Raw genomic sequence first — 21,841 nt, forward strand, 5'->3', positions numbered from 1 at the left:
GGTTTGCAATCGATAGCGTTAAACTATCCATTGCACACTACTCACACAAAAAAAGGAGCATTAATGGCATTGCCAAAAGAACTCGAAAAACTCTTTAAATCCAATAAAAACGGAATTGTTACGTATGAAACTATTGTTAATTTATTACCAAAAGTTCCTACAAAAACTCAAAGTAAAGAGATACTAAAAGCCGCAAAAGAATACAATATCAAACTAATGACGGCAGCTGAAGTTGCTAAGCTTAAAAACCTTGAAGACGTTGTTAAAAACGAAGAAGAAAGAGAAAGAAAAAAAGAAGAACTTGCAGAGGATATTCTTAAAGACAAAGAACTGCTTGAATGGAGCAGGTCCGATTCTCCTGTCAGGATGTATCTGAGGGAAATGGGACACATACCTCTTCTTGATAAAGACGAAGAAATTGAAATATTCAGAAGAATTCAGCTTGGTGAAGAGATTATTCTTGATGCGATCTGTTCAATTCCTTTTTTAATAGATCTTGTACTTAAATATAAAGAGCCTCTACTAAACAGGGAAAGAAGGGTAAAAGAACTTTTCAAAAACTTTGTTGAAGAAGAAGAAGTTGATGATGAGGATTCAAAAGAAGGAAAAAGACAGAAAAAAATCTCAATCCGTGAAAAAAGAATCAACGAACTTTTCAAAAACCTTGAAAAAGCGAAAAAAGAGTGGGAAAAAGTACTTGATGAATACGATCAGGTAATTAATGCAAAAGATATGGACGAGCTTGAGAGACTGCATAAAATCCTGCAGCTTACATTTAAAAAGAAAAAAGTAAAAGAAGCTCTTAACGAGCTCGGATATACGTCAAAACTTATCAATGAAATCGTTAAAACAGTTGAAACCGCTCTTAAAGGTGATAAGGATTTTGAAAAAGAACTTAAGAAAAAAGAATATAAACTGCCGTTATTCAATGAACAGCTAAGAAAACTTCACAAAGAAATTCTAAGCAAGATTACCGAGCTTAGTAAAGAAGATATCGCCGCAATGGTTCCGGAACACACGATGGTAAACGTTTATATGGATATCAAAAAGCTTGTAGAAGCAAAAAAAGCCAGTGAAAATATGTTCGGGATGGAGCCTGAAAAACTCGAAGTAATCCTTGAACAGCTAAAACGCGGTAAAAAAATCACAACCGAAGCCAAAGAAAAAATGGCAAGGGCGAACCTCAGACTTGTTGTAAGTATCGCTAAAAAATATACAAACCGTGGTCTTCCTTTCCTTGATCTGATCCAGGAAGGAAACATAGGGCTTATGAAAGCTATTGACAAATTTGAATTTGAAAAAGGGTATAAGTTTTCAACATACGCCACATGGTGGATAAGACAGGCAATTTCACGTGCCATTGCAGACCAGGCAAGAACGGTAAGAATTCCTATACATATGATTGAAAACATTAACCAGATCAATAAAATCGTAAGAAAATACGTGCAGGAAGAAGGAAAAGAGCCGTCTTTGGAAGTAATTGCCAAAGAGATGAAAATGCCTATAGAAAAAGTAAAACAGATTCTGAAAATTTCAAAAGAACCTGTGTCTCTTGAAGCTCCTGTGGGAGAAGAGGAAGACGGAAAATTCGGAGATTTTATCGAAGATAAAACATTTACGAACCCTTATGAAGAGGTTGTAAACGAGGATCTTAGAAAACATATCGAAGAGATTTTGGAACAGCTTAACGAAAGAGAAAGAGCGGTTATTAAAATGAGATTCGGTCTGATGCCTGATAAGAGTGAAAGAACTCTTGAAGAAATCGGAAAAGCATTAAATGTAACAAGAGAGAGGGTAAGACAGATTGAAAGCAGTGCGATTAAGAAACTAAGACACCCTAACATCGGGAAGTTTTTGAAAAACTATATTGAGAGCTGATAAATAATGGAGAATGGAGAATTGAGAATGGAGAATTATAAACTCTCCAACGTTGGGAAATGGGAGCTGATTGAGAGGTTTTTGATTAAATTCATACAAGAAGAGATTACAAAAACCGGGCTTAAAAAGGGTATATGCGGACTAAGCGGAGGGATTGACTCCGCCGTTGTAGCCGTACTTGCGAAAAAAGCTCTCGGTGATAATTTTAAAGCCTTTTTACTTCCTTCACAGTTTTCAAGCAAATCAAGCGTTGAAGACGCTCTTAAACTTTGTGAAAAGTTTGACATAGACCATGAAACAATCTCGATCGCTCCGCTTTTAAACGCATATCCTATTGATGATAAAGTCAGATTCGGAAATTTCTCTGCACGTATGAGAATGGCTATTCTTTATGATAAAAGTGCGGAACTCGGAGCTCTTGTAATCGGTACGAGCAACAAAAGCGAACTTTTACTCGGATACGGGACGCTTTTTGGAGATCTTGCGAGTGCATTAAATCCAATAGGGGATCTTTATAAAACGGAAATTTTTGAGTTTGCCGAATACCTCGGAGTTAACGAAGAGATTATAAATAAACCGCCAAGCGCTGACCTGTGGGAAGGCCAGAGCGATGAAAAAGAGCTCGGATACACATACGAAGAACTTGATGCGGTATTGAGGGATTTTGTGGATGAAAGAGCCACAAAAGAGGAGCTTTTAAGAAAATACGATAAAGATTTGGTTGAGTTTGTCCTTAAAAAGATCTATTTTAATCAGTTCAAAAGAAAAATGCCGATAATCGCAAAACTTAAAAGCAGAACGATAACACACGACTTTTTATACGAAAGAGACATAAAACTGTAAGTGAAAAGTGTAAAGTGAAAAATTTAAAGTTAAAATTTCATACTTTTGCAGAAGAAATGCTTTTTTATCCTAAATGGTATCACTGGCCGTTAATTATTCTGCTACTTCCTTTTTCTTTAATCTATATGACGGTAATACATTTTAAGTTTCCAAGAAAATTTGAAGATTTGGGTATTCCGGTTGTGTCTATTGGAAATATAATAATCGGCGGCAGCGGTAAGACTCCTTTTTCGATAGCTCTTGCAAATGAGTTTGAAAGTTATAAACCGGCTGTGGTTTTAAGGGGTTACGGTAGGAATTCTAAAGGCCTTGAGGTTGTGAGTGAGTGGGGTGATATAGTAACGGATGTAAAAACAAGCGGTGATGAGGCAATGGAAATAGCACTTAAGACAAAAGCGCTTGTGATTGTGAGTGAAGACAGAAAAAAAGGGATTTTAAAAGCAAAAGAGCTTGGTGCCGGTTTTGTGATACTTGACGACGGGTTTGACAAACCGTTTAAAAAATTAAACATCGTACTTGATCAAAAAATCAAAAACCCTTTTTGCATACCTGCAGGCGGATACAGGTATCCAAGACTTGCTTTGAGATTTGCCGATTTGGTTTTGGAAGAGGGCAGGGATTTTAAAAGAAATGTAAGATGTCCCGAGGGTGATATGCTGATTTCAGCAATATCTAAACCCGAAAGACTTTTAAAGTACTGTAAAATGCCATATAAATTTTTCCCTGATCATTATGAGTTTAAACCTGAAGATATTGAGAAGTTTAAGGATAAAACGATCGTAACCACCATGAAAGATTATGTAAAACTTAAAGAATTTAACCTTAATTTAAAAGTGATTGAGTTAAATGTTGAGATAAATAAAGGGATTTTAAATCAAATCGAGCAATATTTGGTAAAATTACATAAAAAAGGCTGAAAGTGGAGATTAAAGAAAAACTAAAACAGGAAGAGGAACTTTTAGTAAAAGTATTTAAACTTGAAAAATTTATAAAAAAATATAAAAAACAGATAATTGCCGGTGTAACAATCGCAGCGCTGATTTTAATAGGTAATGCTGTATACGGGTATATTCAGACACAAAAACTGATATCTTCAAACAACGCTTTTGATACGTTAATGCAAAACCCTAACGATAAAGCCGCACTTGAAAAAGTAAAATCAAATGAAAACCTGTATCAGGTCTATCTACTTCAAAGTGATAAAATTGAAGATTTGCAAAAAGTAACTGCACCTGAACTTAAAGCAATTGCCGCATATAAAATTGCAATGCTAAAAGGCGACAAACAATCACTTGAAAATTATCTTTTAAACCCAGATTATAAAATATTAAAAGATCCTGTGAGAGTCGCATTAATTAAAATATACTTAAAAGAGGGTAACCGTGAAAAAGCGAAAGAACTTTATACTCAGATTACCCCAAATTCAGAATTTGCCGCAATTGCAAAATTTTTATTGCATTACGGGATAGTTAAATGAGATATCTTTTAATATTACTGGTTATTTTTTTTACGGGATGTTCTGTTAAGGTTTATGAACCTAAAAAAACAGAACATAAAAAACTTCCTGTAAACAATGAGTACAAGTCTTTAAGCGAATATACAAAAAATACATTAACGTTTTCTACGTTAAAATTAAAATACGTTAAAAAAAGTGATATTCTCGATGACGGTATTAGGGTTGAAAAAGTATATTTTGATAAAAAAGGTAATGAATTAGGAAAATTTATAAAAATAAATAAAGATTTAGCCGTTAGCGGCAAAAAACTTTATGTGATTTCTCAAAAAAAAGTTTACGAACTTCCTTTTTTAATTTTTAGTGCAACAAGAAAAGACAATCTTGTCGCAGTTGTTTTTGAAAACGGAAAATATGGTGTTTATGATTTAAATAATAAAAAAATGAAATTCATTTTTGAAGGTGACGGAGTTTTGAGTGTTAGATATTTACATGCCCAGCCTCTTTTTTATAAAGATCTGATTTTATATCCTTTGTTGACCGGAAATGTTGCAGTTGTGGAGTTAAACAACGGAAAATATATAAGAAGTCTGAATATTTCACAAAACCAGTTTAATGATAACGTTATATTTTTAAAAATAGTAAATAATCAGCTTTTCATGGCAACACCGAGTAAATTGATACTTTTTAATCCTTCTTATTTAATAGATTATAAAGCTGATATTAAACATATTATCGATTATGATGGTTGTCTTTATATTTTTACTGCCGATGGGACTATTATTAAGCTTGACAGCAATTTAAAAGAGTTAAAAAAAGTAAAGCTTCCATATGCAAGTTTTTTTGCTCCGAGCGTATGTAACGGTAACATATGGACTGTGGAAAGAGGAGGATATTTATTAAAAATAACTCCTGAACTTAATGTAACGGTATATACCGGGAATGATTTTCAAACTCAATATAATGAACAGCTTAAACTTGACGGTTGTAGAATTTATAATGCAGATAAGGTTTTTATGATTGAGTAGGTACTTAGAAGCGTTTTTAGAATATTTACAGATAAATAAAGGCGTAAGTAAAAACACATATGAAGCATATAAAAGAGATTTGCTTCAGTTTGAAGAATATATAAAAAAACCTATTATCGAAGCAGATAATATGGATATTATTTCCTTTCTTTCTTCCATTGGCAATAAACGCTCTTTAAATAGAAAACTAAGTTCAATAAATTCTTTTTTTGATTTTGCATACAAACACGGAATGAGTGACACCAAACATAAAATCAAACAGGCAAAAATTCCAAAAACTTTACCTAAGTTTTTAACTAAAGAAGAAATTTTAAATGCGATTAAAAATATAAAACCTGAAAAATGGTTTGATTTAAGGGATAAGTCGTTAATTCTTTTTATTTATGCAACCGGTCTTAGAATTAGTGAAGCTTTAAATACTAAAATAAGTGATATAGAAAACGGCTGGGTAAAAGTAACCATGGCAAAAGGTGAAAAGCAAAGGATTGTTCCGATTGCAAAAGTGGCACTTGACGCTATTGAAGAATATCTTAAAAAAAGGCCATGTCAGAGTGAATATCTGTTTGTGAATAAAGACTGCAAACCTTTAAGCAGAATTAGCGCTTTTAATATAACTAAAAAATATTTAAACGTTTCACCTCATGTTTTAAGACATTCATTTGCAACAGCTCTTGTTTTAGGCGGTGCGGATTTGAGGGTGGTTCAGGAACTTTTAGGACATTCTTCGTTAAATACCACACAGATTTATACACATATTCAAAAAGAGAATTTAAAAGATACGGTAATAAAATATCATCCTCTTGAATTAATGGAGAATTGAGAATGGAAAAAGGAGAATTTAAAGAGTTAATAGAACTACTTATGAAAAATGATCTTATCTGTAAAAAATTAAATGAAATTAAATTAAATACGAGAAAAAAATTAAAAGCTTATTTGGGAGTAAATTTAAAAAATGAATACTGTTTTGTTTTAAAACTTGACAAAAAAAGCAGGTTTTTAAGTAAAGATATCGATGTCTTGTATGAATTTTTGCCCAAAGAGATAAACTTCAGGTATAAAAAGAAAATCTTGATTTTAAACGGGCCTATTTGCTCTAAAGCAAAAGAGAAAATAAACGATTGGAAGATTATAAATGGTGCTGGTTGATATAGGCAATACTAATTATCATATATATAAAGACGGAAACATAACACACATAAAAAACATCTGTTCTTTTGAGGAGAAAGTATATTATATAAGCGTCAATAATGAAAAAGAAAAAGACTTACTTATAAAAAATCCTCATGCGATTAATTTAAAAAATTACGTCAAGTTTAAAACCAGATATGAAGGCCTCGGAATAGACAGGATAATGGCATGCAAAAGTATAAAAGACGGAGTGGTTGTTGATGCAGGAAGTGCCATTACTGTTGATATTATGGAAAACGCCAGACATTTAGGTGGTTTTATATCTCCCGGGATTTATGCTTTTAAAAAAGCTTTTGGTACAATTTCAGAAGTTTTAAAATTAGAACCTTTACCGCTAAAAAATAATTTACCTAATTCTACTGATGAAGCATTGAACTGGGGCAGTATAGGCGCAGTTAAATGTTTGATAGAAAAAGTGGCTGAAAATAAAAAAATATATTTTACCGGCGGTGATGGTAAGTTTTTGTGCAATATGTTTGAAAAGTCCGAATATATTGATGATTTGGTGTTTAGAGGAATGATGATAACAATAAAGGAAATGGAGAAAAAATGAGTTTAACGATTGCTTTGCCAAAAGGTAGGATTGCTGAAGAGGTTTTAAATATTTTTAAGAAAATTTTTAATGAAGACTTTGAGTTTGAAAACAGAAAACTTATTTTAAGAAAAGCGGGATTTACATTTTTAAATGTTAGAAACTGGGATGTTGCGGCTTATGTCGAGAACCAGGCGGCTGATATAGGTGTAGTGGGATTTGATGTTTTGGAAGAGCTTGAGAGTGATGTACTTGAACTTATGGATTTGGGACTTGGAAAATGCCGTGTTAGTGTAGCCGGTATAAAAGGTGATGAGAGTTATAAAGATAAAACTGAAATAAAAGTGGCGAGTAAACTTCAAAATATAGCAAAAAAATATTTTTCTAAAAAAGGAATTCCTGCAAGTGTAATCAAACTTAACGGTTCAATTGAATTGGCTCCGCTTGTAGGGCTTAGTGATGTTATTGTCGATATTGTAGAAACGGGGAGCACATTAAAAGAAAACGGTCTTGAGGAAAAAGAAGTTATCATGAGCTCAAGTGCGAGACTTATAGCAAACAAAAACTCGTTTATTGAAAAAAAAGAAGAAATTATTGACATTTTGGAAAAAGTAAAGGCTGTGTATGGGGCTTGAGCTGTATGGGAGGATTGAAGATCTTTTTTTGGATAAAGAAGCTGCACATATTTTATGGAGTAAATTCATTTCGATATTAATTAACCTTGATGTTAAGAATGTAATTGATATTGGTTGTGGTAGTGGTGATTTTTGTGAGCTTGCTTCACTTAGCGGGTTAAAAATAAAAGGAATCGATTTAAGTCATACTCAGATTGAGCGGGCAAAAAATAAATGTGATTGTGAAGTAAAAAATGTTTGCGACTTGAAAGAAACCTTTGATGCCGGAGTGGCTATTTTTGATGTTATAAACTATATGAATGATAAAGAATTGAGAGAGTTTTTTAAATGTGTTGAAAATGTAGTTGAGAGGTATTTTATATTTGATGCAAACAGCTTTTTTGCGATGAACGACCTTGCAATAGGAACGCTTAAAGCAGAAGATGAAAAAAGGTTCGGGGTACTTTATTCCGATTTTGAAGATGATATTTTAACAACTGAGATTACACTATTTGAAAAAGAAGGCGACTGCTATAAAAAATCACAGGCTAATATTGTCCAGTATTATCATAGTGTGGAAAAACTCTGTAAAATGACAAACATGAAACTTATAAATAAAATTCCGGTGTCACTTTACGGCAGCGGAGAAATAGAAAAGTGGATTTTAGTATTTGAGAAATAATTATTTTGCTTTAAAACTTTCTTTAGTAACGCAAAAATCTGGAACAAAGCATTTTTCACATTTCGGATTTTTTGCGGTACATATGTATCTTCCGAATAGGACAAATCCCTGATGTAATTCGTTAAGGTCCGTTTTAAAAGCTTCAACTAAGTCTTTTTCAGTCTGCTCAACAGTTTTCGCATCCGTAATTCCGAGTCTGTGAACTACTCTGAATACGTGAGTATCCACCGCCATTCTGTTTTCTCCGTTTAATTCTATTAAAAATACGTTTGCGGTTTTATTGCCAACACCAGGAAGTTTAATTAACTCTTTGTGATCATGTGGAATTTTACAGTTGAATTTATCTCTTACTATTTTTGCCATTTCTATTATATTTTTGGCTTTATTGTTAAAAAAAGAGCATGATTTAATTATATTTTTTACATCATCAATATTTGCGCACGCTAAACTTTTTATATCAGGATATTTTTTAAAAAGTTCCGGTGTAATGATATTTACTCTTTTATCTGTACATTGTGCACTTAAAATTATTGCAATCAATAACTCATAGTCGTTTTTGTAATTTAGTTCCGTCTGACTTCCTTTATAATGTTCTAAAAAGCGTCTTTTTATTTCTTCAAGCTCTTCAGGTGTTCTTAATACCATATTGCTTCTCCTTTAAGTGTTATATAAATGATTTTTATACTTGGTATTTATAAATGAGTTTTATAGTATAATAACAAATATTTTAGCAAAGGAGAATTATGGCTGGACATAATAAATGGTCTAAAGTAAAACATATAAAAGCAAAAGAAGATGCTAAAAAATCTAAAATTTTCACAAAACACGTAAGAGCAATAATGACAGCAGCAAGACAGGGAGGAGGGAATCCTGATACGAACGCTGCTTTAAGACTTGCGGTTGAGAGAGCAAAAGCTGACTCAATGCCTATGCAAAATATCCAAAGAGCAATAGATAAAGCGACAGGAAATCTTGACGGGGTTACTTTAAGCGAAGTGAGCTACGAAGGATACGGTCCTGGCGGGGTAGCTATTATGGTTGAGTGTCTTACAGATAACAAAAATAGAACCGTGGCGGAAATAAGACACGCGTTTAAAAAAGCCGGAGGAAGCCTCGGAACAAGCGGAAGCGTAGCTTGGATGTTTGAAAAAAAAGGTATTGTAGTAGTTAACAGAAGCGATAAAGATGATGAAGTTATGGAAACGGCTATTGAGTCGGGAGCTGAAGATATTAAAGAACTGAATGAAGTACTCGTAATTGAAACAGCTCCGGAAGATTTTAATAACGTTTTGGAAGCCGTGAATAATATAGATGGTATTGAAATATTAGAAAGTAACGTTCAGCTTGTAGCGACAAATGAAAGTGAAGTGGATGATGAAACTGCTGAAAAAGTAGAAAAACTTATAGAAGTTCTTGAAGAACTTGACGATGTTCAAAATGTAATACACAATATGGCGTAATTAAGGTATAATTAACGTTAAACAAATACAATAAATAAAATAAAAAAACAAGGAGAATTTATGAAAAAAATAGTATTAGGTGGATTAATAGCGGCAGCTGCATTTGCATTTCCTGGAATGCAAGGTGGTATGGGAAATGCATCAATGACGGGAAAACCTATGAAAGGTTTAACGGATAATACTGTTGTTGCAACAATTGACGGTAAAAAAGTTACAGTAAAAGATGTTAATAATTTTTTACAAGGAATGACAGCTGATAACAGAATCAGATTACAAGATTTACCTGCTCAGCACGTAGGTCAGTTTGTAAAACAGTATGTTGATACTATGGTTTTATATAAAAAAGCTAAAAGTGTGGAAAAAACTCCTCAATTCCAAGCGCTTGTTAAAAAAATGGCGGTTGATTACTGGCTTAAGCAAAAACTTAACAATATGAAAATTTCTGATGCGGAAGTTAAAAAATTCTATGAAGAAAACAAAGATATATATTTTAAAACTACTCCAAAAGTTAAAGCAAGACATATTGTTGTAAAAGACGAAAAAACAGCTGAAAAGTTAATTAACGAATTAAAAGGACTTCATGGTAAAGCGCTTGAAGAAAAATTTGCAGAACTTGCAAAAAAATATTCAACAGGACCTACAAAAGTTAACGGTGGAGAGCTTGGATGGTTTGATCCAAAACAAATGGTTCAACCGTTTGCAGAAGCTGTAAATAAAATGAAACCAGGTGAATTAACACTTAAACCTGTTAAAACAAGATTCGGATATCATGTAATTTTAGTAGAAGAAAAAAATGAAAAAAATTATATGCCTCTAAATGAAGTAAAACTTCAAATTATCGAATATCTAAAAAGAGCTAAATTACAAAAAGAAATTCAAAAACTTAAAGATTCTTCAAAAGTAGACATTAAAGTTAAATAAGGAGGCTTAAATGGATTTTAGTTTTGTAAAGCCTGGTGTTTTAAGCGGTAGTGAAGCTGCTAAAGTACTTGATTACTGCAAAGAAAAAGGATTTGCTCTTCCTGCAATAAACGTAGTTGGTACAAACTCAGTAAATGCAGTAATGGAAGCGGCAAAAGAAGTAAACCTTCCTATTATTATCCAGTTCAGTAACGGCGGAGCTCATTTCTGGGCCGGTAAAGGTCTTGACAATGAAGGTCAAAAAGCTGCTGTTCTTGGTGCTATTGCAGGAGCAAAACATATTCATACTTTAGCTGAAGCTTACGGAATTCCTGTAATTCTTCACACAGACCATGCGGCAAGAAAACTTTTGCCTTGGATTGACGGACTAATTGAAGCAAACGCTAAACACAAAGAAAAATACGGTAAACCTCTTTTCAGTTCACACATGCTTGATTTAAGCGAAGAGCCTCTTGAACAGAATGTTCAAACATGTAAAGAGTACCTTAAAAAATTAAGCGCGCTTGATATTATGCTTGAAATCGAGCTTGGTGTAACAGGCGGAGAAGAAGACGGCGTGGACAATACAGGAATCGACAACTCAAAACTTTACACTCAGCCTGAAGACGTTGCATATGCGTATAAAGAGCTTAGCGAAGTGAGCGACCTTTTCACAATTGCGGCAAGTTTCGGAAATGTTCACGGTGTATACAAACCTGGGCACGTTAAACTTGAACCGATAATTCTTAAAAATTCTCAGGAATATGTAAAAAAAGAATTTAATTTAAGTGACGATAAACCTATCAGATTCGTATTCCACGGAGGAAGCGGTAGTGAACTTTCTAAAATTCATGAAGCAATTGACTACGGTGTTGTAAAAATGAATATCGATACCGATACTCAGTGGGCGTTCTGGGCAGGAGTTAAGGGTTATATTGAAAAATTCAAAGACTACCTTCAAAGTCAGATCGGTAACCCTGAAGGTGAAGATAAACCTAATAAAAAATACTACGATCCGAGAAAATGGCTAAGAGAGGGTGAAAAATCGATGAAAAACAGAGTAATCGAAGCGTATAAAGATTTAAGAGCAATCTAATGAATAATAATAGTTGGAGAATCGAAAATTCTCCAATAACCCCTTTTTTCTTTCAAAATAACTTCTATCATATAAAAAGAGACGATTTATTAAATGAAATATTTAACGGCAATAAAGCAAGAAAGTTTTATTACTTCTTACAAAATGAATTTCCTGGCATTAAAAGAGTAATTTCATTCGGTTCTAATCAATCTAACGCAATGATGAGTTTAAGTGAGCTTTGTAAAATAAAAAAATGGGACTTTATTTATTATACTAATCATATACCAAAATATTTAAGACAAAACCCGGAAGGAAACTATTTAAAAGCCTTGCAAAACGGTGCGAATATAATTGAAACTTCTTTAAACGGAGAAAAATTAATAAAGTTTGTAAAGTCGCTGAAAGATGAAGAAACATTAATAATAGAAGAGGGCGGCAGGGTTAAAGAGAGTGAATTTGGTATAAAAAAACTTGCCGAAGAAGTGAATGAATATGCACTTAAACATAATTTAAAAATATTTCTTCCAAGCGGTACCGGAACGACTGCATATTTTCTTTCAAAGCATGTAAATGTTGAAGTTTTAACAGTTCCCTGTGTAGGCGATGAAAATTATCTCAAAAAACAATTTAAATGGCTTGGTGGGGGTAAAACGCCAACAATTTTAAAACCAAGAAAAAAATATCATTATGGAAAACTTTACCCGGAGCTATATTATTTATGGGACGATTTAAAAAATTCTGGAATAGAATTTGATTTATTATATGATCCAGTCGGGTGGGATACTGTTTTATACCATAATTTAAAGGACATATTATATATCCATCAAGGCGGCGTTTTAGGTAATATAACTATGCTTAAAAGATACGAAAGAAAACTAAAACTCAAATAATTTACTACTTTAATATATTTAAAATCCATTTAAATAATACCATTTGAATAATGTAACATTTTTGCACATTTTGAAATAAATTAATATAAGTTTAATTTATATATTATTTAAATGAACATTCATTTGCTATTATTATACTATTGCAAAATATTTATGGAGGGTATTATGGATTTATTCATTACAATGAGTATCGTATTGCCGTGGATTGCTGCATTTGTAATCTATTTGGCAAAAAACGATTTTTTGACAAATGTACTGTCATTTGCAATGTTACCGATTTTAGGGTATTTTGCATGGATGGTATATTCAAGCGGAAATTTGCCATATTTGATGGATACGCCAAGTTGGGTGAATTATTTAATTACAGTGTATGATTTCGGACTTTTGGGTTATTTCCTATATCAGGGGATTAAAAACAAAAGTATGTTGGTATCAGCATTAGCAATTCTTCAATTGGTTCTTTTAATTATCGTCGTTTTAATGATTGAACATTCAAATACTGCAAATATATATGTAGATAAACTTACTGCGTTTATGTATATGATTGTTGCGATTGTCGGTGTTCCTATTGCAATATTTGCAACAAAATACATGGAATACGACGAAAAAGGAAAACACAGCTTTGTTGCAATATTAATCTGGTTTTTAGGTGTTATGAATTTTGCCGTAAGTGTTAACAATATAGAGTGGTTTTTTGCGCTGTTTGAAACAACAACACTTGCTTCATATGTACTGATCAGGTTTAGAATGGACAGGGAAGCTGTAAATAATGCCATTTTAGCTTTATGGATGAATCAGATCGGTGGAGTGGCGATTCTTTTCGCACTTCTTACATTTATAAAAACAAGCGGAATGTATCATTTTACGGATCTTTTAAATGCAGATCCTAAAACACTTTCTCTTGCGGCTCTCGGGTTTCTTAGTTTAAGCGCGCTTGTTAAAGGCGCTCAGATGCCGTTTCATAAGTGGCTGCTCGGTGCAATGGTGGCGCCGACACCTGTTAGTGCGATTTTACACTCGGCTACAATGGTAAAAATCGCTCCTTATCTGCTTCTTAGAATTTCACCAATTATTAAAGGTACGCTTTTAGCGAAACTTTTAATTATAACTACCGGATTTGTGTTTGTGGCGGCTGCGGTAATTGCCCTTACACAGGATAATTTCAAAAAGATTCTTGCTTATTCGACAATATCTCTGCTCGGGCTTATGATGCTTGCTGCGGTTGTAGGCACACCTATCGCAATTACAGCAAGTCTGCTTTTAATCCTTTTCCATGCGTTTGCAAAAGGATTCTTGTTTATTGAAGCCGGTGTACTTGAAAAAGTTTTCCATGTTAAATACATTAAAGAGATGAGAAGACTTATCGAAAGGGCACCTTTAACTTTAATGTTTATTTTCTTCGGATTTTTAAACATGACGTTTGTGCCTTTCGGTACGTTTATAGGTAAATGGATTATGATCGAAGAGGCAAGCGGTTTTCTAACTCATGGAAGCTATGTGCTTTTAATTCTTTACGTAGGTGCCGGAAGTGCGTTTTTAAGCGTGCTTTATATGAAAGTATTGGGTATCAGTGTGAGAAAGTCACACGGTATTGAAAAAGTAAAACTTCTGCCGCTTCCAAAAAGATTCAATTTCGTATCAATCTGGTATTACGCATGGCTTTTGGCACTAACCGTGTTTATTGCGCCGTTTATAGCTACACAGATAGTGCCTATTGCTACTGAGCTTAGCGGCAGCGTAGCTAATATTCATGCTGATAACCTTTCACTTGTTATCAACAGTTCGACTCTTTATTTCTGGCAGATTATGGGTGCTTTGGTTATACTGCTTCTTATCCATGCACTGCCGTTTTTCGTACATTTCAAAAATGTCGATACCGCAATGCCGTATAACTGCGGTGAAGCGTTCCCAAGACACATTGAAACATACAACTTCGTATGTATTTCAAAATATGAAAACTATTTGATTGCGTTTAGTATTGCACTGTTTGTAATGGTGTTAGTTCTCGGAGGAGGTTTATTATGAATCAAACGTTTATGCTGATTTTAACTTTATTTGCGCCGATAATAGGCGGTTTTGTTTACGGAGTCGAGAGAATCGTAAAAGCCAGAATGCAAAGCAGGGTGGGGCCTCCACTTATGCAGCCTTTTTACGACTTTTTTAAATTAATGGACAAAAGACCTATGATGGTTCATTCCCTGCATGCGGTAATGGGGATTATGTATTTTGTAGCGAGCTGGTTTGCGCTTCTTGTGCTGTTTATGGGTAATGACCTGCTTGTTGCGGTATTTTTCCATGTTATTGCGGTACTTGCACTTACAATCGGTGCGTTTAGTGTAAGAAGTCCTTATAGTGTTATCGGTGCTATGAGAGAGCTTATGCATATGATAAGTTATGAGCCTTTGATGGTGCTTATGGTGGTAGGATTTTACCAGGTGGTAGGTAGTTTTAATTTAAAAGATATTTTAAGTTATGAAGGAATCCCTCTGCTGCAGCTGCCGGTTGTGTTTGTGGCGTTTGTGCTTGCTATTCCTATGATGCTGCACAAATCCCCTTTTGACGTTGCGGAAGCTCATCAGGAAATTGTCGGCGGACCTGAAATCGAATACAGCGGACCGTTTTACGAAGCAGTTTATACAGGTAAATGGATAGAGTATGTATATGTGTTTTTCTTTGTGTTTTTATTCGGTGGAAGCCACTACTGGCTTGGCGCACTGCTTGTGCTGTTCGTATTTTTATTCGTAAATGCGCTTGACAATGCAACTGCAAGGCTTGATTTCAGAAGAATGGTTAAGTTTTCATGGTTTGTACTGATTCCTATTTCAGCGCTTAATATTATATTTTTGGCATTATGGAGGTAATTATGGGAATATTCACTAAATTCAGAAAAAAATCCCCTTGGATTTTGCATTACAACACAGGCGGATGTAACGGATGCGATATTGAAATACTTGCGGCTCTTGCACCGAAATACGATATTGAGAGATTTGGGATGTTAAACAGGGGAAATCCTAAGCAGTCAGATATTCTGCTGGTAACTGGTCCGGTTACGAAAAGATGCCGCGATGTGCTTAGAAGACTCTATCTTGAAATGCCGGAGCCGAAAGTGGTTGTGGCTATGGGCGCATGTGCTCACGGCGGGGGAATTTTCAGGGATTTTTACCATGTGGAAAACGGGGTTGACAACATAATTCCCGTAGATGTATGGATTCCCGGATGTGCCCCGAGGGTTGAAGCCGTAATTGACGGAATGGTTGAAGCGGTTAAAATCTGGGAGAAAAAAACAAAAGAAAAAGAGTTTATGAGAAATCATTCAAATGAATTACTTGAAAAATTAGGAGCGAGAAATGACGATTAATCCTGAAATAACCTTTTTTGAAGCCACAATAGACAATGTGGTGGATTTGATAAAAGCATGGTATGACGAAAAAAAATATCACTACGTAACGGTAAACGCTACAGACAACGGCGGAAACGTAACAATTGACTGGATATTTTCAAAATATTACGACAAAAACAAACTGGTAGTGTTTAGAGCCGAGAATGTTGCGTATGATGCAAAAATCCCTTCAATCGTAAGCGTTGTTCCGAGTGCTTGGATTGCTGAATGGGAACTGGCAGACTTGTTCGGACTTGATGTAGAAAATGCGGCAAAAGGTGTGTTTATCGAACCGGATGCACCGCAGGCGCCGCTTAGAAAAGGGGAAGCAAATGGGTAATAAAATAATTGTACCTTTCGGATCACAGCATGTTGCGCTGCCGGAGCCGGTGAGCTTTTTATTTGAAACACAAAACGAAGTTATTACTGATGTAACGGTTAATATCGGATATGTACACAGAGGTATAGAAAAAGCTGCGATTACGAGGTTTGAATATACTCAGCTGCCGTATCTTGTGGCAAGGGTGTGCGGGCTTTGCTCTATCACTCACGCTGGTGCATATACACATGGTATTGAAAAACTGCTCGGAATTGAAACGAATAAAAAAATAGACTATTTAAGAATGCTTGTGGTGGAGCTTGACAGAATCCACTCCCACATGCTTGCAAACGGTCACGTAGCGGAGGTTGTAGGATATGAGAACCTCTTTATGCAGACATTCAGATACAGAGAAGACGTAATGGACATACTTGAGAGAATCACCGGAAACAGGGTTCAGTACGATTATCAGATAATAGGCGGTGTTGCGAGAGACTTCGATAAAGAAACCGAAGATTTTGCAAGGGAGAAACTTTTAACGCTTAAAGCAAATACAGAAAAATTAATTGAGTTTTTTGAAAACGACTACACTTTCGCTCTTAAAACAAAAGGCGTGGGTACAATCTCAAAAGAGATGGCCGAAAAATTCAATGCAGCAGGTCCGATCGCAAGAGCCAGCGGACTTGAAACGGATGCAAGGGCTGAATATGATTATCTTCCGTTTGAAGAAGTGGGATACAAACTCCAAACAAGAACCGAAGGCGATGTATGGGCCAGAAACATGGTGAGATTTGATGAAATTATGAATTCAATCGAAATGTGTCTAAATATTCTTGACGGTATTCCTGAAGGTGAGCACAGGGTTAAAGTAAAAGGAAGACCGGACGGAGAAACTTTTGTAAGGGTTGAAGCGCCGAGGGGTGAATGTTTTTATTATCTAAAAGGAAACAAAACAAAAGTACTTGAGAGAGTAAGAATCAGAGTGCCGACATATGCAAACATTCCTGTTTTAAAAGAGCTGTTTGTAGGTGAAAAATATTCTGACGCCCAGGCGATAGTGCTCAGTTTCGATCCTTGTATGAGCTGTACGGCGAGATAAAGGAGTAAAAATGATACAAATGTTTATAGAGTCACTAAAAAACCTCGTTTCAAAGCCTGAAACGATTAAATATCCTTTTGCCCCGTCTCCTGAGCCTAAAGGATACAGAGGGACCATTCTTTACAATGAAGAGCTTTGTATTTTTTGTGACAAATGCGAAAATATATGTCCTCCGGGAGCTATAAAATTTGAAGTTGTGGATATTGAGAGCGGTAAGAAACAGTATAACTACAACCCATATCTGTGTATTTACTGCGGTGCGTGTGTCGATGCTTGTCCTAAAGCGGAAGAAGGGTGTTTAACACAGGCTGAAGTTAGAACTCCTGTAATGGGTGAGAGTGTTATTAAAGACCCTAAGCTCGGATATTTTATCAACGAAATAGATAATCCTAAAGAAGTTGAAAAAAAATGGCGCGAGCTTGAAATCAGAGCTGCAAAAAGCCGTGAAGAACTTGCCGAATATAAAAAAGCAAAAAGAGCCGCGGCAAAAGCAGCAAAAGCAAAAGCCTCAGAATAATCTTCTCTTTTTTCTTTTTTAGGTGTATAATAACCTTATGAATATAAATTCATAAGGATCCGCTATGAAAATCGCCTTTTTTGAAATTAAACCCGAAGAAAAATCCTTCTTTGAACAAAATCTAAAAGAGCATGAGTTATATTTTTTTGAAAAACCCGTAAATGAGTATGAGGGTGTTTTTGATTTTGATGTGATATCCGTATTTATTCATTCAAAAGTAGACAAAAACACACTAAAACGTTTTGTTAATCTAAAATATATCCAGACGCGCTCAACCGGTGTTGATCATCTTGATTTGGAAGAAATCTATAAAAGAGGGATAGTTGCAAGTAATGTAGTAGGGTATGCTGGACCTGCGGTAGGAGAGTTTTCTTTTTCACTGCTTTTTGAGGCTATCAGGAAGACTTATATTGCAATAAACAGACTTAAAGAAGGCAGTTTATATTATGCCGATTTAAAGGGTTGTGAAATAGCCGGTAAAACAGTAGGGATATTGGGACTCGGCACAATTGGAAAATATATAGCCAAACTCGCGTTGGGGTTTAATGCGGAAGTCATCGGATTTAATAGAAGTATAAAAAACATACCCGGTGTAGAATACACAACAAATCTTGAATATGTGCTTAAAAATAGTGATTTTTTATTTATAGCCTTACCACTTACAAAAGCAACAAAAAATTTGATAAATAAAGAAAATATAATATCTTTTAAAGGAAAAGTAATAGTTAATCCTGCAAGAGCAGAAATAATCCAAAAAGAAGTGTATGAGTCGTTTGAGGGGATAATTGCTGCGGATGTGCTTCCAGATTGGGATTTGGCAAAAAAAGAGAATATAATCGCCACACCTCATATGGCTTATTATACTAAAGAGGCGCTGTTTAGAATTATGGAAATATCACTTGAAAACTTAAAGGATTTCTTAAACGGAAACAAACCTCGAAACTGTCTTAAAATATTCTATGAAAAGGAGAAGTAGATGATGAAATATGTTTCAGCACTGTTTTTAACGCTTAGTATTGCATTTTCATGCAGCAGTGACTGTCTTGAGTGCCATCCTAAATTAAAACCTTTAGAGTACGACAAACACAATAAATATTATAAAAAGCACCATTTTTTAATAACATGTACAAAATGTCATCCTAATCACAATGAAAAAGCTATGAGTGAATGCGGTGCGGACTGCTTTGACTGTCACAGTAGGGAAAAACTAACTCACACTCCGATTCCTGAACATCAAAAACTAAAAACATGTACAAAATGTCATAAAGATACATTAAAAGAGATTATTCCGCAAAGTCCAACAAATGATTTTCTAAATTTTCAAAAAAAATAAAAAATTTTTGAATTTTTTGAAAAAATCTATTGACATTAAAAAATAATTTCCATATAATTTCAGTCCACAACGACAAGTTGTGAAAGAAAAGCTGACCCGTTAGCTCAGTCGGTAGAGCATCTGCCTTTTAAGCAGAGGGCCGTTGGTTCGAATCCAACACGGGTCACCACGCTATGGCCCCTTCGTCTAGCGGTTAGGACACCGCCCTTTCACGGCGGCGACACGGGTTCGAGTCCCGTAGGGGTCACCACTTCTAAAAGTCCTAATCCTTTAATAAAATGTTGTTGGTCGCTTAGCTCAGTTGGGAGAGCACCAGCCTTACAAGCTGGGGGTCGCAGGTTCGAGCCCTGCAGCGACCACCACCTACAATGCTAAGTGTGGAGCCGTAGTTTAGCTGGTTAGAATGCCGGCCTGTCACGCCGGAGGTCGCGGGTTCGAGTCCCGTCGGCTCCGCCATTTGAAAACACTTCCTATAAAGTGTCTGTCACCAAAACGTTATTGCTGTTTATCTTATTTTACATTTTCCTTACATAGATTAAAATGTGATAAGTTATTTTAATATGATTTTATTGATAATATTCTTTTGTGATGTATAATAGAATTATAAAAATAGTGTAGGGAAAATCAATGACTCCAGAAGAGATGATCTTACGTAATATCGTCGAAAATGAAGATATTGGCATGAGATTTAAATTAAAAGCTATGGAAGCTTTAAAAATAGATAATGTATTTGATCTAATAGAGTTTGCTAAAAAATTTAATTTAAAAGTTGATATTGATATTTCCCAAGATTTAAAAACCAATAAAGAAAAAGTTTATTATCTTTTAAATGAAGAGTATTATAAATTACGAGATAATAAATTTGAATTTTGATATTAATCAAAATATTTGTATAAATGTATTAACGATTCTTTTTGAAAAAAGGAATGTTTATCATTATGTTTTGCAATAGTATATATATTTATACCATGATAAGTATTAAATAAAGTAAGCTTTAAGGTGTTTAACCATTCTTCTGTTTTTTTTATTTTATTAATAATATTATCAAATCTTTCTTCGTAAAATTCAGAATATAAAAAATCTTCTTTTTTCATTGGTAAATATTTTCCTTCAATTCCTACACCCCTGCAAGATAAATCTAAAAGTATAGTATCGTACCAAGGAGAATACGGATATATTTTACATGCAGGTGGTCTATTTATATATATTGAGCATTTATTATCTTTTAGATAAGGACAAGAGATTTTATTGCTTAATAGCATTACGGGCTTTAAAGTGTCAAGTTCTGCTATCAAAATTGGAAAGTATTTGTATACTTTTTCAAAATCATCAAGTATTAATGGTGCCATCGGTTTTTTGCAGCAATCCACACATTCTTCACACCCTTTAAACTTTAATAGATCTAAATGCTTTAAATCAACAAACATCTGTTTGAACCTTATAGAATTTTTTTAGTTCTTTATATATATCCGGAAAGTGTTTTTTTAACAAACAAGGTTTCATAAAATAATATTCGCTCATAACCGCAAAGAATTCAGCTTTGTTTGTTGCGGCATAGCTATCGATTAATGAATATTTGCCTAAAAATCGGTTTAAAATAGATTTTTGTTTAAACTTTTCATATTCATTAAACATTATTTTAGTCCATTCTTTGTAAAAAGCTTTATTGATAGGAGGAATGCCATCAACGATACCATTTTCAAAATCAAGCTCATGAGCAAATTCATGGATTATTACATTACGGCCTAAATTATGATGTATCTCTTTTTTTACTTCATCCCATACTATAACAACACTTTCTCCAACAGCTTCTCCGCTGATTAATAATTCTTCTTTGGTCATAATGCCATTGGCAGTATTGTTATGATTATATATTATTGTGTAGGGATAAACATAAATGTATTTTAACGAGTCATAGCAGTAATATTTATTGTAAATAGTAGGTAAACATGCAAAAAAAGCAATTGTTGTTTTTATTTCATTTGTTATATTTATTTTTATACCTATAAATTCTTTTTCTTTTTTAAATCTTTTGATTTTAAACGCAATGACCTTTTTTTCGTATTCATTAAGTTTATTATAAACTTCCATTTTATTCAATACATCTATGTCTGTTTTATCAAGAGGTGTAGATTGAAGTTTTTTTAACCATCTTAAATATAAAAAATGTCGTATAAGTAGAAAGATTATAAAAAAGAAAAAAAGAGCCCAAAGAAAGATTAATAAAGTTTTGAATTTGTCCATTATTTTAAAATAGCCTCAATACCTTTAAATCCGGCTCCTGCTAATATGATGCATCCTATAACATTTAAAAGTATGTATGATAATGCTTGAATGTATAATGCATTTTTAAATAAAAAAAAGCTTTCTACAGCAAAAGTTGAAAATGTTGTAAAAGCACCCATCATACCGGTTGTGAGCATTGACTTGATGTAAGGGTTTTGAATACCTCCGTACTGGATTGCACCTATAAACATCCCCAAAAGTAGACTACCTATTAAATTTACACTTAACGTACCAAAAGGAATATCATGTTTTACGGCACTATTTACGAGCCCGGCTGTATATGCTCTTAGAATCGCACCAATAAAGCCACCTATACCAATTGCAAGCATTGTATCGAATTTCAAATTATTCTCCTTATAAGC

Annotated in this window: 27 protein-coding genes and 4 tRNA genes; 27 read left to right on the forward strand and 4 right to left on the reverse strand. The window is 34.1% G+C overall.

What is annotated here, in order from left to right:
- Positions 1-63 precede the first annotated feature (63 nt).
- From rpoD to NAMH_RS03100, 10 genes are read left to right on the forward strand one after another with little or no spacing between them, the layout of a single operon-like run.
- Entirely contained in the window at positions 64-1,878 is a 1,815-nt protein-coding gene (gene rpoD / locus NAMH_RS03055; protein ID WP_012663572.1) for an RNA polymerase sigma factor RpoD, read from the forward strand.
- Positions 1,879-1,884: 6 nt separating this feature from the next.
- Positions 1,885-2,721 carry an NAD+ synthase gene (locus NAMH_RS03060; protein ID WP_015902304.1) on the forward strand — a complete coding sequence of 279 codons (837 nt, stop codon included), beginning with the start codon at positions 1,885-1,887 and terminating at the stop codon, positions 2,719-2,721.
- Positions 2,722-2,735: 14 nt separating this feature from the next.
- Positions 2,736-3,638: a tetraacyldisaccharide 4'-kinase gene (locus NAMH_RS03065; RefSeq protein ID WP_012663860.1), complete on the forward strand. Its 903-nt coding sequence runs from the start codon at positions 2,736-2,738 to the stop codon at positions 3,636-3,638.
- Positions 3,639-3,640: 2 nt separating this feature from the next.
- Complete coding sequence (locus tag NAMH_RS03070; RefSeq protein ID WP_015902463.1) at positions 3,641-4,198, forward strand: tetratricopeptide repeat protein; 558 nt, start codon at positions 3,641-3,643, stop codon at positions 4,196-4,198.
- Positions 4,195-5,202 carry a hypothetical protein gene (locus NAMH_RS03075; protein WP_015902303.1) on the forward strand — a complete coding sequence of 336 codons (1,008 nt, stop codon included), beginning with the start codon at positions 4,195-4,197 and terminating at the stop codon, positions 5,200-5,202. The genes NAMH_RS03070 and NAMH_RS03075 overlap by 4 nt, the downstream gene beginning before the upstream one ends.
- Entirely contained in the window at positions 5,195-6,022 is an 828-nt protein-coding gene (locus tag NAMH_RS03080) for a tyrosine-type recombinase/integrase (RefSeq protein WP_015902670.1), read from the forward strand. Before NAMH_RS03075 ends, NAMH_RS03080 begins: the two co-directional genes overlap by 8 nt.
- Before the next feature lie 2 nt (positions 6,023-6,024).
- On the forward strand, positions 6,025-6,348 hold the full coding sequence (locus tag NAMH_RS03085) for a hypothetical protein (protein WP_015901911.1): 324 nt from the start codon (positions 6,025-6,027) through the stop codon (positions 6,346-6,348).
- Positions 6,335-6,943, forward strand: coding sequence for a type III pantothenate kinase (locus NAMH_RS03090; protein WP_015901792.1), 609 nt, complete (start codon positions 6,335-6,337; stop codon positions 6,941-6,943). The genes NAMH_RS03085 and NAMH_RS03090 overlap by 14 nt, the downstream gene beginning before the upstream one ends.
- Entirely contained in the window at positions 6,940-7,557 is a 618-nt protein-coding gene (gene hisG / locus NAMH_RS03095) for an ATP phosphoribosyltransferase (protein ID WP_012663473.1), read from the forward strand. The genes NAMH_RS03090 and hisG overlap by 4 nt, the downstream gene beginning before the upstream one ends.
- Positions 7,547-8,218 carry a class I SAM-dependent methyltransferase gene (locus NAMH_RS03100; protein ID WP_015902714.1) on the forward strand — a complete coding sequence of 224 codons (672 nt, stop codon included), beginning with the start codon at positions 7,547-7,549 and terminating at the stop codon, positions 8,216-8,218. The genes hisG and NAMH_RS03100 overlap by 11 nt, the downstream gene beginning before the upstream one ends.
- Here the strand turns inward: NAMH_RS03100 and nth are convergent, their stop codons facing one another.
- The gene (gene nth / locus NAMH_RS03105; RefSeq protein WP_015902509.1) at positions 8,219-8,863 is read right to left on the reverse strand and encodes an endonuclease III; all 645 of its coding nucleotides are present in this window, start codon (positions 8,861-8,863) and stop codon (positions 8,219-8,221) included. It abuts the gene before it with no gap.
- A 98-nt stretch (positions 8,864-8,961) separates the two neighbouring features.
- Between nth and NAMH_RS03110 the strand changes: the two genes are divergently transcribed.
- From NAMH_RS03110 to NAMH_RS03190, 17 genes are all read left to right on the forward strand, one after another.
- Entirely contained in the window at positions 8,962-9,678 is a 717-nt protein-coding gene (locus NAMH_RS03110) for a YebC/PmpR family DNA-binding transcriptional regulator (RefSeq protein WP_015902369.1), read from the forward strand.
- Between the two features lie 60 nt (positions 9,679-9,738).
- Positions 9,739-10,599, forward strand: a complete 861-nt coding sequence (locus tag NAMH_RS03115) for a peptidylprolyl isomerase (protein ID WP_015901725.1) — start codon at positions 9,739-9,741, stop codon at positions 10,597-10,599.
- A 10-nt stretch (positions 10,600-10,609) separates the two neighbouring features.
- On the forward strand, positions 10,610-11,674 hold the full coding sequence (fbaA, locus tag NAMH_RS03120; RefSeq protein ID WP_015902730.1) for a class II fructose-bisphosphate aldolase: 1,065 nt from the start codon (positions 10,610-10,612) through the stop codon (positions 11,672-11,674).
- Complete coding sequence (locus tag NAMH_RS03125) at positions 11,674-12,546, forward strand: hypothetical protein (RefSeq protein WP_015902125.1); 873 nt, start codon at positions 11,674-11,676, stop codon at positions 12,544-12,546. The genes fbaA and NAMH_RS03125 overlap by 1 nt, the downstream gene beginning before the upstream one ends.
- Before the next feature lie 165 nt (positions 12,547-12,711).
- The gene (locus NAMH_RS03130; RefSeq protein ID WP_012663628.1) at positions 12,712-14,571 is read left to right on the forward strand and encodes a proton-conducting transporter transmembrane domain-containing protein; all 1,860 of its coding nucleotides are present in this window, start codon (positions 12,712-12,714) and stop codon (positions 14,569-14,571) included.
- On the forward strand, positions 14,568-15,407 hold the full coding sequence (locus NAMH_RS03135) for a respiratory chain complex I subunit 1 family protein (RefSeq protein WP_015902689.1): 840 nt from the start codon (positions 14,568-14,570) through the stop codon (positions 15,405-15,407). Before NAMH_RS03130 ends, NAMH_RS03135 begins: the two co-directional genes overlap by 4 nt.
- A gap of 2 nt (positions 15,408-15,409) precedes the next feature.
- Complete coding sequence (locus NAMH_RS03140; protein WP_015901942.1) at positions 15,410-15,904, forward strand: NADH-quinone oxidoreductase subunit B family protein; 495 nt, start codon at positions 15,410-15,412, stop codon at positions 15,902-15,904.
- Positions 15,894-16,265: an NADH-quinone oxidoreductase subunit C gene (locus tag NAMH_RS03145; protein WP_015902251.1), complete on the forward strand. Its 372-nt coding sequence runs from the start codon at positions 15,894-15,896 to the stop codon at positions 16,263-16,265. Before NAMH_RS03140 ends, NAMH_RS03145 begins: the two co-directional genes overlap by 11 nt.
- Positions 16,258-17,343, forward strand: coding sequence for a hydrogenase large subunit (locus tag NAMH_RS03150; RefSeq protein ID WP_012663581.1), 1,086 nt, complete (start codon positions 16,258-16,260; stop codon positions 17,341-17,343). Before NAMH_RS03145 ends, NAMH_RS03150 begins: the two co-directional genes overlap by 8 nt.
- A 10-nt stretch (positions 17,344-17,353) precedes the next feature.
- Positions 17,354-17,860 (forward strand): 4Fe-4S binding protein, encoded by a 507-nt coding sequence (locus tag NAMH_RS03155; protein ID WP_015902012.1) that lies wholly within the window; start codon positions 17,354-17,356, stop codon positions 17,858-17,860.
- A gap of 64 nt (positions 17,861-17,924) precedes the next feature.
- Positions 17,925-18,836 (forward strand): NAD(P)-dependent oxidoreductase, encoded by a 912-nt coding sequence (locus tag NAMH_RS03160; RefSeq protein WP_012663539.1) that lies wholly within the window; start codon positions 17,925-17,927, stop codon positions 18,834-18,836.
- Complete coding sequence (locus NAMH_RS03165) at positions 18,837-19,193, forward strand: hypothetical protein (protein WP_015902225.1); 357 nt, start codon at positions 18,837-18,839, stop codon at positions 19,191-19,193. It begins immediately after the preceding gene.
- Between the two features lie 93 nt (positions 19,194-19,286).
- Positions 19,287-19,362: transfer RNA gene (locus tag NAMH_RS03170), tRNA-Lys, on the forward strand.
- Positions 19,363-19,368: 6 nt separating this feature from the next.
- Positions 19,369-19,443, forward strand: a tRNA-Glu gene (locus NAMH_RS03175).
- Positions 19,444-19,479: 36 nt separating this feature from the next.
- Positions 19,480-19,555, forward strand: a tRNA-Val gene (locus tag NAMH_RS03180).
- Positions 19,556-19,572: 17 nt separating this feature from the next.
- Positions 19,573-19,649, forward strand: a tRNA-Asp gene (locus NAMH_RS03185).
- A gap of 171 nt (positions 19,650-19,820) precedes the next feature.
- Complete coding sequence (locus NAMH_RS03190; RefSeq protein ID WP_041361529.1) at positions 19,821-20,066, forward strand: hypothetical protein; 246 nt, start codon at positions 19,821-19,823, stop codon at positions 20,064-20,066.
- 2 nt (positions 20,067-20,068) lie between these two features.
- Here NAMH_RS03190 and NAMH_RS03195 read toward each other — a convergent pair whose 3' ends face one another.
- From NAMH_RS03195 to crcB, 3 genes are read right to left on the reverse strand one after another with little or no spacing between them, the layout of a single operon-like run.
- Positions 20,069-20,620: a YkgJ family cysteine cluster protein gene (locus NAMH_RS03195; RefSeq protein WP_015901718.1), complete on the reverse strand. Its 552-nt coding sequence runs from the start codon at positions 20,618-20,620 to the stop codon at positions 20,069-20,071.
- Complete coding sequence (locus NAMH_RS03200) at positions 20,610-21,437, reverse strand: M90 family metallopeptidase (protein WP_015902680.1); 828 nt, start codon at positions 21,435-21,437, stop codon at positions 20,610-20,612. Before NAMH_RS03200 ends, NAMH_RS03195 begins: the two co-directional genes overlap by 11 nt.
- Positions 21,437-21,823 carry a fluoride efflux transporter CrcB gene (gene crcB / locus NAMH_RS03205; protein ID WP_015902052.1) on the reverse strand — a complete coding sequence of 129 codons (387 nt, stop codon included), beginning with the start codon at positions 21,821-21,823 and terminating at the stop codon, positions 21,437-21,439. Before crcB ends, NAMH_RS03200 begins: the two co-directional genes overlap by 1 nt.
- Positions 21,824-21,841 lie beyond the last annotated feature (18 nt).

This window comes from Nautilia profundicola AmH, assembly GCF_000021725.1.
Lineage (GTDB): Bacteria > Campylobacterota > Campylobacteria > Campylobacterales > Nautiliaceae > Nautilia > Nautilia profundicola.